11 protein-coding genes are annotated in these 14,947 nt (G+C 58.9%); 2 read left to right on the top strand and 9 right to left on the bottom strand.

The features are described 5' to 3' along the window. Nucleotides 1-51: 51 nt before the first annotated feature. The 6 genes from ugpC to FIU93_RS28595 form a co-directional block, all read right to left on the bottom strand. The gene (gene ugpC / locus FIU93_RS28620; protein ID WP_152507771.1) at nt 52-1,128 is read right to left on the bottom strand and encodes a sn-glycerol-3-phosphate ABC transporter ATP-binding protein UgpC; all 1,077 of its coding nucleotides are present in this window, start codon (nt 1,126-1,128) and stop codon (nt 52-54) included. After that, complete coding sequence (locus tag FIU93_RS28615) at nt 1,125-1,940, bottom strand: carbohydrate ABC transporter permease (RefSeq protein ID WP_023001536.1); 816 nt, start codon at nt 1,938-1,940, stop codon at nt 1,125-1,127. Before FIU93_RS28615 ends, ugpC begins: the two co-directional genes overlap by 4 nt. A gap of 11 nt (nt 1,941-1,951) precedes the next feature. After that, entirely contained in the window at nt 1,952-2,854 is a 903-nt protein-coding gene (locus FIU93_RS28610) for a sugar ABC transporter permease (RefSeq protein WP_023001537.1), read from the bottom strand. A gap of 115 nt (nt 2,855-2,969) precedes the next feature. Next, nucleotides 2,970-4,178, bottom strand: a complete 1,209-nt coding sequence (locus tag FIU93_RS28605; protein WP_075281840.1) for a sugar ABC transporter substrate-binding protein — start codon at nt 4,176-4,178, stop codon at nt 2,970-2,972. A 47-nt stretch (nt 4,179-4,225) separates the two neighbouring features. Then, a complete protein-coding gene (locus tag FIU93_RS28600; protein WP_152507770.1) occupies nt 4,226-5,158 on the bottom strand; it encodes a sugar phosphate isomerase/epimerase in 933 nt (310 codons plus the stop codon). A gap of 17 nt (nt 5,159-5,175) precedes the next feature. After that, nucleotides 5,176-6,207, bottom strand: a complete 1,032-nt coding sequence (locus tag FIU93_RS28595; protein ID WP_152507769.1) for a Gfo/Idh/MocA family oxidoreductase — start codon at nt 6,205-6,207, stop codon at nt 5,176-5,178. Between the two features lie 140 nt (nt 6,208-6,347). On the opposite strand from FIU93_RS28595, the gene FIU93_RS28590 reads away from it, so the two are divergent. Further along, nucleotides 6,348-7,367 (top strand): LacI family DNA-binding transcriptional regulator, encoded by a 1,020-nt coding sequence (locus FIU93_RS28590; RefSeq protein ID WP_055661081.1) that lies wholly within the window; start codon nt 6,348-6,350, stop codon nt 7,365-7,367. 89 nt (nt 7,368-7,456) lie between these two features. Here FIU93_RS28590 and FIU93_RS28585 read toward each other — a convergent pair whose 3' ends face one another. From FIU93_RS28585 to FIU93_RS28575, 3 genes are all read right to left on the bottom strand, one after another. Then, nucleotides 7,457-8,842: a condensation domain-containing protein gene (locus FIU93_RS28585; protein ID WP_286202462.1), complete on the bottom strand. Its 1,386-nt coding sequence runs from the start codon at nt 8,840-8,842 to the stop codon at nt 7,457-7,459. Nucleotides 8,843-8,919: 77 nt separating this feature from the next. After that, nucleotides 8,920-12,009 carry an AMP-binding protein gene (locus FIU93_RS28580; RefSeq protein WP_152507767.1) on the bottom strand — a complete coding sequence of 1,030 codons (3,090 nt, stop codon included), beginning with the start codon at nt 12,007-12,009 and terminating at the stop codon, nt 8,920-8,922. Between the two features lie 16 nt (nt 12,010-12,025). After that, on the bottom strand, nt 12,026-13,684 hold the full coding sequence (locus tag FIU93_RS28575; RefSeq protein ID WP_152507766.1) for a condensation domain-containing protein: 1,659 nt from the start codon (nt 13,682-13,684) through the stop codon (nt 12,026-12,028). Nucleotides 13,685-13,785: 101 nt separating this feature from the next. Here FIU93_RS28575 and FIU93_RS28570 point away from each other — a divergent pair, with 101 nt between their 5' ends. After that, nucleotides 13,786-14,946 (top strand): isochorismate synthase, encoded by a 1,161-nt coding sequence (locus tag FIU93_RS28570; protein WP_286202473.1) that lies wholly within the window; start codon nt 13,786-13,788, stop codon nt 14,944-14,946. Nucleotide 14,947: the final 1 nt, after the last annotated feature.

Here is a 14,947-nt window from a genome sequence, read left to right as displayed (position 1 = left end):
CCTTTGCCAGGAGTTTCCGATCCGCAGACACTCAATTGGACGGCTGGGCTATCACGTATGCAAGAGGGCGTTGCCGGTTTCCCTGTCAAACAGGTGGATGTGTTCCGGTTTGATCGAAACGGAGACCGACCGAACGCCATCTTCAACACGAACCGGAGCAGTAATCAGGAGCCCGGGATCCGTGTCGGTGAGCACGTAGGAGACTGCCCCCGTTCTCTCGACGAGCGATACCGGAAGCGTCATTTCATTTCCGGTATCCCCCTGCCCGACCATCAGGTGTTCCGGCCGCAGTCCGACCGTTACCTTCTGACCAGGCAGTTGCAGTCCTTCAAATGCGATCTCCGGTGTCCCGGGAAGAGCAAGACCAACACTCTTGCCCCCCTCCGCTACGACGCCATCGACAAAATTCATCGCCGGGGAGCCGATAAATCCCGCAACGAACTTGTTCACTGGCCTGTCGTAAAGGTCGAGCGGCGCGCCTTTCTGTTCAATTACCCCGCTTCGCATGACCACCACCTGATCGGCCATTGTCATCGCCTCGATCTGGTCGTGGGTCACATAGACGGACGTCGCACCGAGGCGATTGTGAAGTTGCCGGATTTCGGAGCGCATGTGCACCCGGAGCGCCGCATCCAGATTGGAAAGCGGTTCGTCGAACAGGAACGCCTTCGGGTTGCGGATGATGGCCCGGCCCATGGCGACGCGCTGGCGCTGCCCACCGGAGAGTTGCCGCGGATATCTGTCGAGAAGTTCGCCCAACCCGGTTACGCGGGCAATTTCCTCCACCGCCTTGTCGATTTCGGACTTGGGGCGTCTCCGGAGCCGCATGGAATAGGTCAGATTCTGCCGAACGGTCATGTGCGGATAAAGGGCATAGGACTGGAACACCATCGCCAAGTCCCGCTCGCGTGGAGCCTTATCATTGACCGCATCCCCCGCGATCCGCATCGTGCCGCTGGTGATTTTTTCCAGTCCGGCGATGGTGCGCAACAAGGTGGACTTGCCGCATCCTGAAGGCCCGACCAGGGCAACGAATTGTCCCTTGGGGATCTGCAGGCAAACGTCGCGGAGCGCGTGATAGGCGCCGTAGTATTTCTGGATGTTTTCCAGCTCGATCTGATAGCTCATTTGAGGGCTCCGGAGGTCAGGCCGCTGACGATCTGGCGTTGCAGCAACACAAATATGATGAGAACCGGCGTCACGTAGATCGCGGAGTAGGTCATCACACCGGACCAGTCGGACGTGTTGGGGCCCATGAAGGATTGCAGACCGACAGTCGCCGGCTGCAGCGCCCGCTGTGTGATCAGGGAGCGCGAATAGACATATTCCCCGAAGGACTGCAGGAAGATGAGCACCGACGTCACCAGAATGCCGTTTCTTGCAAGTGGGACGATGATGGACAGGAACGCACCGATCCGCGAGTTGCCATCGACCAGCGCGGCTTCTTCCAGCTCCCTTGGAACCTGCAGAAAGGTTGCCCTGCACAGCACGATATAGAGCGGCAGAACCTTCGCCGCCTGCGCCAGTATCACCGATGTTCTTGGCACCTCGTTGAGGCCAACCTGGTTGAAGGCAACGAAAATCGGCGTGATCATCAGGGAAGATGGCAAGACCTGCATCATCAGAACGATGAAGAGCACCACGTCCATCCAGCGGTTGCGGATGCGAGAGAGAACATAGGCACAGCCCGTGCCGCAGATGGCGACGATAATCGTCACCCCCGAGGCAATCAGAAGCGAGTTCCAGAGGTAGACGTCCATCTTCAGGCGCGTCCAGACTTCGCCAACCATCCATTGCGGATTTTCCGGCCAGAACGTCGGTGGATTGGCAAAGATTTCCGTGCCGCTTTTCAGGGCCGTGATGTACATCCAGTAAAGCGGGAAGAGATAGAAGCTCACCAGACAGAGCGCGATTGCGGTCAGGCCATATTTTTTCATCATCGCTCGACGCCTCAAGCTAGCTGTTCGTGGCGCGTGGACCGCACGTAGACCGCGGCAACGAAAATCACGAACAGGATCATCAGAACCGAAATCACCGAACCGACGCCAATCTCGTAGTACTGAAACGACAATTGCCAGCTCCAGTACTGGAAGACATTGGAAGCATTCGACGGACCGCCCTGCGTGAGGGCTGCAAACAGGTCGAACTGCTGAAGGGTGAAAATGACACCCAGTGAGATCACCGCTCCGAGCTGGGCGCGCATCATTGGCAAGGTGATGGTGAAAAACCGTTGGATGGCATTCGCACCGTCCATTTCGGCGGCTTCGTAGATATCCTCCGGAATTCCCGCCAGTCCGACGGACAACAGGATCATGTTGAACGGAACACCCAGCCAGATGTTGGCGAGGATGACCGAATAAAGGGCCACGTTCGGGTCGGACAGCCAGAAGATACGCTCACCGGTCAGGCCGAGAGACAACAGGACATGGTTGAGAACGCCAAAATCCCCTGCAAGGATCCAGCTCCAGACAGCGCCGACAACAAGGGCCGGCATGATCCAGCCTGCCAGGAACAACCCGCGCAGCCAGGTGCTTCCCGGAAAATTCTGCTGAAAGAACATTGCCAGGGCAAAACCGATGGACAATTGCGCAGCGACCGAGATGCCGACGAATTTCACGGTGTTGAGGAAGATGCCCCAGGCCTCGGGACGTGACAGTACATCAACGTAATTGTCGAGACCGACATAGGGCCTGTCGAAGGATCCGAGTGAAAACAAGTCCACTTCCTGAAACGACATGACGAGGTTGTAAACGAGCGGAAAACCCGAAAACAGAACCAGGTACCCGAGTGCCAGCGTCACGAGGATCGTGTCGAAACCGGCCCCGTCCCGGAACGGTCTGGTAAAGTTGAGCATCCGTCTCCTCCTCCATGGCGGATGAAAAAGGGTGTGCGCTCCCGTCCGGTCGGACGGCTCGCGAGCACACACCCCAAGGCAGGGCGAACATCGCAAAACCCCGCCTGAACAGACCCTACTTCAGGACCTTGTCGATGCTGGTCTGCGCGGCAGCGAGAGCATCTTCAGGCGTTGCCTGACCGGTCAGTGTCGACTGGATTGCGGTCTGGATCGCCTTGCTGATGCGCGGCCACTGCGGATGAGGTCCGCGGTTGCGGGCATATTTCATCGATTCTTCGAAGACCGCATAGATTTCAGGATACTTGGGATCCTTCACCTCGACCTTGGAAGCCGGCAGGTAGCCGAATTCATTCCAGACGCGGTCCATGTTGTCATAGAGAAACTCCAGGAACAGGAAGGCTTCATCCGGATTGTCGGTGCTGGCCAGAATGACGTTGTCGCCCTCCCCCAGCGCCGAGGCACGGTCCGCTCCCTCGTCCGGTGCGGGCAGGAGCGCAGCCCTGAAATCGAACTTGGCTTCCGAGCTCATTCGGGGCAGCTCCCAGGGTCCCGAGATCGACATTGCGGCGGTCCCGGCATTGAAAGTACCGGTGCTGTCCCACTGACCGCGAATGAGCGTGTCCGGCGAGGCCAGTCCTTCGTCGAGGATTTTCTTCCAGAGTGAAAGCGCTCGGACCGCCCCGTCCGTGTCGACGTTGTCGTAATCCCCGCCGGTCATCTGCAGCCAGGGCAGAAACTGGAAAGTGCCCTCTTCGGTCGCAACCGCAGAAAAAGCGAGGCCGTAGATATTCTCTTCCGGCTTGGTCAGCGCCTTGGCGGCTTCGTAAAGCTCGTCCCAGGTGCGTGGCGGGTTGTCGGGGTCGAGCCCGGCCGCACGGTACATGTCGGCATTGTAGTAGAGAGCGATCGTGTTCGCCCCACGCGGAATGCCATAGATGCCACCCTCGTAGCTGACTGATGACAGCGGTCCCGGGAAGATGTCGTCGGCATTCACGATATCGGACTGCTCGATATAGGGTTTCAGGTCGAGCAACAGTCCGCGAGAAGCAAACAGCGCCACTTCCGGATTGTCGATATAGGTGATGTCGGGAGCATCGCCGGTCGCCACGCCGCGAGCGAGGTCATTGACCATGTCCTCGAACTGGACGGTCCGCACGTTGATCTTGATGTCGGGATGCTTGGCCATGAACTCGTCGGCCATGACGTAGTGATATTCGCCCGGGTCGTCGATGGTCCACAGATCCAGCTCGACCGGATCGGCAACGGCGGTTGAAGCCAGCGCGATCAGTCCGGATGTTGCCAATGCTATTGATTTCAAGTCCATGTTGGGTCTCCTCCCTGTATGCGACATGAATGACGGACGGCGTTGCCCTAGGTCAGTGAGGGATCGCCGCCTTCGTATTTGCCGGTTCCCGGTATGAAGGCACCGCCCCGGCTGGTTTTCAGATGGTTGAGCGCATGCACCTGGCCGGTCATTTCGAGCTCGTCGCGATAGACCGGGTCGTGCCAGCCCTCGATGTCGATGGAGCCTGAATACCCTGCAAGACGCAGCTCGCTGATGATGTCTGTCCAGTTGCTATCGCCAAAACCCGGCGTACGCATGAAGACGAACGGATGTTTTCCGAAGATGCCGTGTTCCCGGATGACATCATGGCGGACTGTGGCGTCCTTGCCGTGCACGTGAAAGATCTTGTCGGCCCACTTGCGGATCTGCGGCAACGGATCGATCAGATAGACAAGCTGGTGGCAAGGTTCCCATTCCAGGCCGAGATTGTCGTCCGTCGTTTCGTTGAACATCAGTTCCCAGGCATCCGGATTATGGGCGATGTTCCAATCGCCGGTCTGCCAGTTCCCGTCCATGGCGCAATTTTCAAAAGCGATCCTGACACCCTTGTCGGCGGCACGTTTTGCAAGCTCGGACCAGACTTCTTTGTATTTGGGCAGGCTGTCTTCCAGGGGCTTGCCACGGATCCTTCCTGTAAAGCCGGCGACGCAAGTGGCGCCGAAGTGATGGGCGTTATCGATACAGTCCTTCCATCCCTGCAGGGTGTCCCGGTCCAGCGGCTGATCTTCCAGCGGGTTCCCGAACATGCCCAGGGTCGAGATGGTGATGTCCCGGTCGCCGATCGCCTCGACACAGCGTTTGCCGAGCTCGGCCAGGTCCTGCCCGTTGGTCGTCTGCCAGAAGAACGGCTCGAAGCTTTCAAACCCGAGATCGGCGATTTCATCGATCCGCTTCGCAGCTTCTCCGCCCGTGGCGGCGATCATCGTTCCGATGCGAATGGATTTTGCAGGATTGCTCATGAATGAATGTCCTCGGGTCAGATATCTATCTCGACGAAGCGCTCTTCCTCGGCGCTCCGGATTGCTGCAAATGTCATGGCGAGTGAGCGGATGTTGTCGGCGGAATCCGTAAGAGCGGCCCTGCCGGTCTCACGCGCATCCAGGAAATCGGCGATGACGCCTGCATGGCCGGTGGCCTCCAGCGATGCGGGCAATTCGGGCACCTCGACCTCTTCCAGCGGATACAGAAAGCCTTCGGCCGCTTTCACGATTTCGGCTCGGAAGCCTTCGTTGCCGTCCCACAAAAGAGTTCCGCGCGATCCGATGATCCGCCAGGAGGCTTCCCAGTCCGTGCGCGCACCTTCCGCACACCACGAGCCGCGATAGGTCATGGTCACATTGTCATGGCAGTCGAAGATGGCGGCGGCACTGGCTCCGTGGCGGTACCAGGAATGGGACGGATTGCTCTCGTGACAGAAGACCCGGCGTGGTTCCAGCCCGGCGACGAAACGGGCCGCGTCGAAAGTGTGGATTGCCATGTCGTGCAACAGCACATGATCCATCTCCTCCCGGAACCCACCGAAATGCGGTGCGATGAAGAAGTCGCAATGGACCTCCGCGATCCGCCCAATGCCACCCTGGTCCAGAAACTGTTTTGCACGCCGGATGCCGGGCAGAAACCGGCGGTTCTGAATCACGGCATGCAACCTGCCCTGATCCCGTCGCACGTCGAGCAGCGCTTTTGCCTCATCCAGCGAGTTCGCCATCGGTTTTTCGGAAAGCACATCGCAGCCGGCAGCAAAGCCCTGGGTCACCACCTCGTTGCGGGCGGATGGCACGACGATATCGAACAGGAGGTCTGGCTTCAGCCTGGACAGCAGTTCCGTCAGATCGTTTCCGGCCTCTGCATTGCCGAAGCCGGAGGTCTGAGCACGTTTTTGCGCAAGGTCCGTGTCAAGGTCGACAAAGCCGACAATCTCGACCCGCTTGCCGGAAGAGTTGATGTCCTGAAGTGCACGTAGCCAGCCCTCGGACATGGCTCCGCACCCCACCATGACGGCGGTCTGCATGTGATTTCCTCCCATCGGGCGCGGTTGTGACCTTTCGTCTTTCCGGGCTCCGTAAACGTTTACGACGCTAGATTACGATGGAACTTTGTGTCAAGAAGTTTCGTAAACGTTTTCGGAAATCTTTTCAGGAGCCCCGGTCCTTGAACATAAAAGACCTCGCGCAACATCTTGGGATCTCTATCGGAACCGTTTCGCGAGCGCTGAACGACAAGCCGGATGTAAACGCAAAGACCCGAGAGCGTGTGCTAAATGCCGCAGTTGAACTCGGCTACAGTGCGAACGCTTCGGGCCGTTCGCTGCGTCGTGGAACAACACAGACAATCGCATTCATGCTTGAAACCGGGCAGTCGGAACTCAGGAGCGGCGACAACTTCTTCATGCGCGTGATTGACGCCATGCAGGCCGAACTCGACGATCAGGGCTATGATCTCATCATCCTGCCTTGCCATTCCGCCAACGATCCGACAGAGTTTCTGAAACGCGTTATCGCGCGCGGCACGGCGGATGCCATTGTTGTAACCGCGACCATGAAGAACGATCCGCGGATCGAGTTCCTGCTCAAGTCACGGCTCCCGTTCCTGACACTCGGACGGTCACGCCTGGAAGACCAGCACCCCTGGATCGATCTCGATTTCGAAGGATATGTCGATCAGACAATCCGCAAGCTGGTGGCCCTCGGGCATAAACGCATTGCCATTACCGTGCCGCCGACCCGATCCAACATCGCCAGTGTGTTGCGCGAAGCCTATGAAAACGCAGTTGCCGAAACGGGGCTGGAATTCGATCCCGGTCTGATCTTCGAGTGTGAAGTCAGCGAGTCCGGCGGCAATCAGGTGACCCGCCAGATCCTGGAAATGCCCAACCGGGCGACCGCGCTGCTGCTGAACTACGAACTGATGGCATTTGGCGTTTACTCGGCCCTACAGGAAGCCGGGCTGTCACCGGGCAAGGACCTGTCGGTTGCAACACTCCGCAGAAGCAAGCTCCTTCGCTTCCTCAACCCGCCGGTAACGGCATTCGAGATCGATCTGGAGCAGCTCGGGCGAACAATCGCTCAGGAAGTTCTGCAAGTGCTGCGCGACAACAGCCACAAGACCAGGATTGTCTGGCCTGCCACGATGGCCATAACAGAGAGTTTCGCGCCCCCACCTGGCCGGTAGTCCAACTCGTATCCGACCGGCTTGCCACTTGTTTTTCAGCGGACGCTGCCCTCCCCTCCCAAAGGCAGTCAGTCCCTGTTGACGCGTCACTACATCGGAAATCGCTGTACAGCTGCGTCAAACAGAGCGGACGAGCAGGTTGTTCCAAGGACATCGCCGACCGGTCGTGTCAGCCATTCCGGCTGAAGTGCATCTGACAGGAATGACAGCAGTTTCTTTTCGTGTTCGCTGAAAGCCTGTTTGCTCATCAGGCTGGGATCGGCGTCCAGGCACAGGGTCAGGTTGCTTGCGTCATCCTCCCCTCGGAAAGTGAGATTGAAGCCGTCAGCGGGGCCACTGCCAAGAATGTGGCGGCGAGACCTGCAACCGGTGAAAGCCGGTGCATTGAAGGGCAGCACGTTGATCAGGGGAGAGAAGAAGTACCGGCTACCTTCTTTCAGCCCTTGGTCTTGTGAAATCTGCTCGATACGGTAGCGGCTGTATCGCCTTTGGCGTTTCAGCTCAGCGGCCGAGCCTTTCAGAAAATCTGCCAGGTTGTCGGTTCTGTTCACCTCCATCCGGAACGGCAGAATGTTGACCAGCAGCGCCGGCAAATGCGCCCCCACACTGCCCCACCTGCTCATGAATGGAAGCCAGAGTGTCAACGCATTCTCGGGCGGCATCTGCCGACCGGCCCGTTCGCCCAGAAGATAGAGCCCGCCGAGCAGTGTCAGGAGATCCGGCCAGCCAATTTCAACCGCCGCAGCGGTTGCCTGCAGGTTTCGCGTGAACTCCGGAAATAGGGAAACCTGAGCGTGATAGCCGGGGCCACCATAGTCTTCATCTCCCCGCTCCAAAACTTCGATGTCGGCGGCACTTGCGAAATAGTCCGACCAGAACGCCTTGTCTTCGTTCCACTGCCGGCTCTCCTGATATCGAGCCTCTTCAGACAGAAAACTTGCCAGCGGATGGAATGGCAGACCGGCATCGCCCTGGCCGCGATAATGATTGTAAAGCTCGGCACAGCGCTGTTCGATCAGCGCCAGACCATAGCCATCGACGATGATATGGTGAGCGCGGATGTACCAGAGGTAGTTTCTTTCCCCGACGCGGTACAGCGCATGCGCCGACAGTTTATCGTGCCGCAAATCCAGCTTTGCGGCCAGATCGGTTTCCATCCGCTTTCTGGCGACTTCCAGTGGCTCGGCCTCCTCGCGCAAGTCCACCTGTACAAGCGCGGGCAAAAATTCCGGATCGCAGACCTGAACCGGCTCTCCACCATCCGGGCTCACCCGGAACCGGGCCGACAGAATCTCGGCCTCGCGGATGGTGCGTGTGATCGCCCTGGTGAGCGCGGGCTCGTCAATGTCGCCTTCAAGCTCGATGTAATGCGCGACCGTCGACACGGGCTGGTCGGGATGAAAAGTGAATTCTTCCCAGAAGTCGAGCTGTGGCAGCGTCAGCGGCATCTCACCGGTTGGACCGATGTCCGGCATGAACGAAACTCCTTTTTCGATGTCAATTGACGAAGGGATTATTCGCAAGGTTGGAAAATGGAACGTCTTGAGGCCAATCAAGGCAACTCTCGGGAAACGAGTTCCTCCACCTGGTTCGCGTTTCGGCACATGAGAAGTTGCTTTGGCGGCAAAGCGACGCCGAATTCGTCGGAGATGCGCTGAGCGATCGACTTGAGATGCGACGGTAAAAGCCCCATCGACAGGAAGTCTGTAGCCCCATTTACAGCTGACGGTGCTCCGCAGCCGACGACCTCCAGATAGATGTCGAGAAGCCGACGGTTTGCCGTGGATGTTTTCCTTTGCGGCACCGGTTGTCTGGAAGGCAAATCGGCAAGCAATTGCCTCGCAGCCCTTCGATCCGGTTTTCCATTGGCAGAAAGCGGAATGCTATCCACCTTTAAAAAGTATGCGGGAACGTGGGATTCCTGCAGGTGCTGTCTTGCAAAATGCCGAAGGTCCGCATCGGAAAGTCCGCTTCCTGGAACCGGTTCATAAAGGGCGCCCAATTCGGTTTCCCCACGGCGTTCGTCTCCAAGATCCGTCAGCAGAACGCGTGCGACGTCAGGGTGTTTCACAAGTTCATTCTCGACGTCAGGCATGGAAATGCGGACGCCGCGCACCTTGACGTAGCCCTGAACGCGGCTGTCGAACAGGATCAGTCCGTCGCGCCTGTATCTCCCCCGGTCTCCAGACCGGAATGCGCGAACCGGCTCTCCGTGCTCATCCCGGATCATGACGAAGTCATGCTGCCGCAACTCGCCGTCTTCCAGATATCCGAGCGCCGTGTTCACACCCGAAGAATGGATACGGCCAACAACACCGACAGGGCAGTGCTCGCCTTTCTCGTTGAGCACGAAATACCGGTTTGCCGGCAGCGGTCGGCCATAAGGTATGTTGCCTGTATCTTCCGGACAGATCCTGTGCCAGATACTCCAGATCGTGGTTTCGGTCGGGCCGCCGATTGAACTCAGTCGGATAGCCGGGTTGCTGCGCCTTACTTCTGCGATCACCGCCGGTTTGAGGTAGTCGCCGCCCTGGTTGATCAGGCGCAGCTTGGCAAGTTCCGGCTCTTGACGGCAGGAAAGCAACATCTCGAAGATGGTCGGAACCGACGACCAGATCGTTACGCCGTGCGCGTCAATCAACTGGTTCCACCGAACCGCATCCTTCTCCTCGCCCTCAGCGGGTTGAACCAGCGTTCCGCCAGCGGTCAGACACCCGAAGACCTCGTAGACAGACATGTCGTGATGCAACGGACTGACTGAAATGAAGACGTCACCCGAAGTGATTTCCCACTCCGCATTGGTGCTGCCGATGACGTTGTCGGTCGATCGGTTGGACAGCACGACGCATTTCGGTTTCCCGGTCGTGCCTGAGGTATAAAGATAGTACGCGGCCTCCGGACTGGACGAGAGCTCCTGAAGCGGCGGCATGAAGTCAAATACGTCGCCGGAGGGTTCTCCCTGCAGCAGCGTCTCCGCAGAAACGACGTCGTAGCCCTCAACCGGCTGTGTTCCGACGACAAAGTCTGGCTTGCAATTGTCGCAGAGAAATTTTCTGCGCTCTTCTGGGGCAGAAGCATCCACGGGAACCCAGGTTACCCCACGCAGTGCACAGGCCAGCGTCACCATTGTCTGCTCAGGAGAACGCGGCAGCGCAATAACCGCAACATGTCCCTTTTGAAGGTTTCGGGCCGCGAGAGACGCCAGCACCTTGTGCACGCCCCTGCCGAGCTCTGCATAGGAGACCCGACGTGCACCGCAGACGAGCGCGTCGTTTTCCGGCGGTGCTGAAAACATGTTGTCGGCAATGCGCCTCAGGAACCCGCAGGCGGCATAAGTCTCCTCCGGCATGTTGAACCGATAGTGGTCGAAATCCAGCACGTTTCGCGCTTCGACCTGAAGCTCTTCGCTTTCGCAGATGGCGGTCACGGCCCTGTCGATGGCTGCCAGAATATCGTCGACGACGGTGCGCTCGATAGCCTCGACGGCATGATCGATATCGATCACCAGGCCTCCGTCGGCCAACGCACCCAGGCGAATGTCCAATGCGACCTGCGGTGTCTGTGTCAGGCCGTCATGCGGGCGAACGTGCGCATCGGACGAGAGCACTGGCCAGGACAGCCCGTTCGTGAGGACAACCGGCAGGGCGACACCACTTGCACCGCCTCCGAGATCCATCAGGAACCGGCTGATGTCGACGCCGGAAAACGACAGGTGATCCAGCCCCTCCAGAACGTCGTCCTGCAAGGCCCTTGCCCTGGCAATAAAATCGTCTGTTCCCTGCCCGTCCCAAGCGGCGGCAAAGAACGTCGACCCGTTTAGGTAGCCCCCTTCCGTTCGCAGGGCCGCCGGTACACCGACATGAAGGCTCCCTTCGCTCAACCAGTGCGACAGAACTTCCAGGATCACGGCTGACAGCACCGTATTGCGAAAGAGGCCCGCCTTTGCCCCCATGCGCGTGAGCTTGCGGAATCGCGCTGCATCGATCGTCAAACCGGCGCGCGCATAGCGAGAGGTTCCAATGGTCTCCAGGGATTTCGCCCAGGGAAGCTTCGGCGCGCCTTCGTAAGACCCGAGCTTGACCCTCCAGTAGTTTGCATCAGCCTCGTTCTGGCTCTTGATCGGCTGTATGGCAGAAGGAACAGGCAAACTTGCTGCGGATTCGATCTGTCGATCCTCGAACAGTTCAACCATCAGCGCAGCTATGGAAAAACCGTCCAGGATCAGCGCATCGAACCGGAAGAAGATTGCACAGTCATCTCCGGTCTTGCCGGCCGTTTCGGGCAGCTGGAACGCGACGACCCGCCAGGGCGGTGCAGTCAGATCGAACAGCTCATGGGTAAACCCCTGCTTCAACTCGGCGATCTTTTGCTCAGCACTTTCCGGCGTCTGGTCGGACAGATCGATGCGGAGGAAATCGACCTGCGGCGTTGCCAGGACGTGCCTCGATTGGCGTTGGCCATCGACAACCGTCCGCAGGCTGTCATATCGCTCTGCCAGATGGAGCAATCGGCGCTCCAGAAGAGCGAGGTTGAAGCGACCGCGATACTCTCGAAACTCCTGCATCGCGACACCGCCGAGAGGCACATATTCGCTTCTGCCAAGGAGGTACGCGCGCTGCAGCGACGTCAGTTCGGATGTCATGATGTCTCCAGCGGAGCTATTCGGCAGGTTGAGCTGCAAGCGAAATCCGGCTACTTGCGCCAACCGCCTGCAGAAAAGCTCGTGCGATGCTGTCCGACGCCTTGCCGGAGCGATCGTTGATCAGGGATGCCAGGGTGGCCGTTGTGCTCTCAGGACCAATGTCCTCCGGTGCAATGGCTGCAGACGGAATGTAACGATTGAGAAAGGCGACGAAGTCCGCAAGATCGCCCTCGCCCAGTCCGAAATCCCGGATAGGGAGATGCATGTCAGCGTCACTGCCAGTCACCCTGCCCGGCGCCAGCCGGTTCAACAGTTCCAGAAGCATGTCTTCGGTGTATGTGGCGGGCCGTCTTGCAGAACCGCACGTCATGACGTTGCAAACTGCCAGTTCGCCAAGTGATCGCGGGTCGGCCGCAACTTTCCTCGCGAGCCGCTCATAGCTCTTGAACGCGGCCTCGACCCAGGCTTCGGGCAGTGCATCATAGCGGATATCCCAGTTGACCAGGATACCGCCGTCCAGTTCCGCAACCTGGGCATCCAGGGCAACTTGCGGCCCTTGTGACACCGCCCAGTTCATCGATCCGAAAACCTGGCGGACACTTTCGGAGAAGAGGCCTCTCCCCGGCAAACCGAGGCCAGAGGTAAACACGATGGGCGCAGACTGCAGGGACCGTTGATGGCGCGACAGATCACGCATCACGCTGACACCCGGATAGGCAGAATGGGCGAGCAGGTCCAGCATTCTGTCGGCCAGAGATTTGCAAACCTCTTCGTATGTCTCCCCGGGCCGTAGATCGACCGCCAGAATGAGGGTGTTGGAAAAGTCTCCAACAAGCCGCTCGACACCGGCGGTGTAAGGAGCACGCCAGAACATTGGCACGTTGAGACGAAAACGGCCGCTGCCGGTGGCCCCGCCCACAACGGCGGCGAACAACCCCAGCATCAACGCCGACACCGTCACGCGCAGCCGGCGCGCGGTCTCTTCCAGTGACCTGCGTTCAGCAGGCGACAGATAGGCGGCGAGCCTGCCGCTTTTGACCCGTTGGCCAGCGGCAACGACCGGCAGATCGGGAGCCGGCGGCATGTCATCCAGACGCTCTTGCCACCAGCGCTTGTCTTCCTGCTGACGCCTGTGCAAATCCGCATCATCGGCTTTGGCGTCCAGCCAGTCAAAAAAGCTGCTTTCCCCGGGCTCCACCGGCAATGAGGGCATTTCGTAGTACCGGGCAAGGTCCTCCATGAGGAGGCAGAAACTCGGCGGATCGATCGCCGCCATATCCGTGTCGACATGCAAGCGGCTGGCACCATCAGGCAGCAGGCTAAGTCCGAATGCGGACGTCTCACCGCTGGCAAGGTCCAGCGATCGACTGGTCCAGCTTTCCCGCTTTTCCGCCAGTCGATGGGCGAGTGCTTGCGGCTTGAGACGGCTCAGGTCCTCAACCTCGAAAGACAGGCTTTCTTCTGTTTTTCCAATGGCTTGCCGGCCATCCACCGTGATTTGCATGCAAAGCATGGCATGCGTCTCATAGAGTTTGCGAAGCGCGCCCTCCAGCCGGGGCGGATCGATGTTGCTGCCATCGAATTCCACATAAAGATGAGCTGATACATTTCCGAGGAAGCCCTTGGCCTCGCGCCCGGTCCAGTAAGCGGCCTGCATGGGTGTAAGATTTTTCATTGCGACTTTTGGTGTTGACAAAACATGAGTATCATACTCAAGTATTGAAGCAGGTCAACCATTCATATAGGAGATGCTCCATGGCAACCGGAGCGAGAGTGATGCGTCACGAAGACGTGGCCATCCAGCCTGATCCCAAGCGAAAATTTCTGTTCACTTCAGGCGGAAACGAACTGCATGCAGACGGAATTCGTGAGCGGATTGCCGTCCCGGCCCGGTCCGGAAAAACTTCGGGCGACCTGTTTCAAGCCACGGTTGGCGCAGCCCTGGAACGCGCCCGCAATGCTGGCCAGGAAAACCCGATTGTCGTTGGTGCCATTCCGTTCGATCTCGGTGAGGTGTCCTGCCTCTACGTGCCTGAACGCCATGAATGGCGCACCTGCAAGGAGCCGAACGGAGGCGCCGTCACCAAACGCATCATGCCGGAGCTGCTCGCGCAGCGGAGTTATCCGGATGAGGCCGGCTTCAAACGGGCCGTCCAACACGCCATCGTCAACTTCCAGCACAGTGATGTCCGCAAGGCCGTCCTTTCCGTCATACGGGAACTGCAATTTGCAGAGCCTGTCGATGTCGAGCGGCTCATGACAAGCCTGCGGGCCCAGAACACCGACGGCTATCAGTTCCAGGTGCCACTTCCGGATGGCAGCGAGCTGATCGGCGTCAGTCCGGAATTGCTCATTCGCAAGAACGGCCGCTCGTTCACGTCAAACCCGCTAGCGGGGTCGACCAGACGCCTGCCCGAACTCGCCGCCGACAGGGACGCCGGCACTGAATTGCTTCGCTCCGAAAAGGATCGCTACGAGCACAGGCTGGTCGTCGAGGACATTCACCGATTGCTGCAACCCTATTGCTCACAGATCGATGTGCCGGATCAGCCGTCGCTTCTTGGCACAGCGGCTTTGTGGCATTTGTCCACCAGGATCGAGGGACAGCTGAACGACCCGTCGATGACCGTGTTGCAGCTAGCATGCCTCCTGCATCCGACGCCTGCTGTCTGCGGATATCCAACAGAGCTGGCTCACCGTCTCATCCGGTTTGTCGAACCCTTCGAGCGCGGGCTTTTCACCGGAATTGTAGGCTGGTGCGATGCCCAGGGGAACGGCGAATGGGCCATCACCATCCGCTGCGGCATTGTTGAGCGTGACGTCGTGCGGCTTTTCGCAGGCGCCGGCATCGTTGAGGCCTCTCAACCGGACTGCGAATGGGCCGAAGTGCAGACCAAACTGGGCACCATGCTCAAGGCTTGCGGCCTCGCCGCCTGAG

The organism is Labrenzia sp. THAF35, assembly GCF_009363595.1.
In the GTDB taxonomy this organism is placed as follows: Bacteria; Pseudomonadota; Alphaproteobacteria; order Rhizobiales; family Stappiaceae; genus Roseibium; species Roseibium algicola.
The sequence above is the reverse complement of the archived record's forward strand: the minus strand, read 5'-3'. Positions and strand labels throughout refer to the sequence as shown.

What these genes read in the sequence shown, in the direction of transcription:
- FIU93_RS28595 (WP_152507769.1), bottom strand. Translation starts at nt 6,207, where the DNA reads ATGCAGACCGCCGTCATGGTGGGGTGCGGAGCCATGTCCGAGGGCTGG.
- FIU93_RS28575 (WP_152507766.1), bottom strand. Translation starts at nt 13,684, where the DNA reads ATGAAAAATCTTACACCCATGCAGGCCGCTTACTGGACCGGGCGCGAG.
- FIU93_RS28605 (WP_075281840.1), bottom strand. Translation starts at nt 4,178, where the DNA reads ATGGACTTGAAATCAATAGCATTGGCAACATCCGGACTGATCGCGCTG.
- FIU93_RS28585 (WP_286202462.1), bottom strand. Translation starts at nt 8,842, where the DNA reads ATGCCGGACATCGGTCCAACCGGTGAGATGCCGCTGACGCTGCCACAG.
- FIU93_RS28610 (WP_023001537.1), bottom strand. Translation starts at nt 2,854, where the DNA reads ATGCTCAACTTTACCAGACCGTTCCGGGACGGGGCCGGTTTCGACACG.
- ugpC (WP_152507771.1), bottom strand. Translation starts at nt 1,128, where the DNA reads ATGAGCTATCAGATCGAGCTGGAAAACATCCAGAAATACTACGGCGCC.
- FIU93_RS28580 (WP_152507767.1), bottom strand. Translation starts at nt 12,009, where the DNA reads ATGACATCCGAACTGACGTCGCTGCAGCGCGCGTACCTCCTTGGCAGA.
- FIU93_RS28615 (WP_023001536.1), bottom strand. Translation starts at nt 1,940, where the DNA reads ATGATGAAAAAATATGGCCTGACCGCAATCGCGCTCTGTCTGGTGAGC.
- FIU93_RS28570 (WP_286202473.1), top strand. Translation starts at nt 13,786, where the DNA reads ATGCGTCACGAAGACGTGGCCATCCAGCCTGATCCCAAGCGAAAATTT.
- FIU93_RS28600 (WP_152507770.1), bottom strand. Translation starts at nt 5,158, where the DNA reads ATGAGCAATCCTGCAAAATCCATTCGCATCGGAACGATGATCGCCGCC.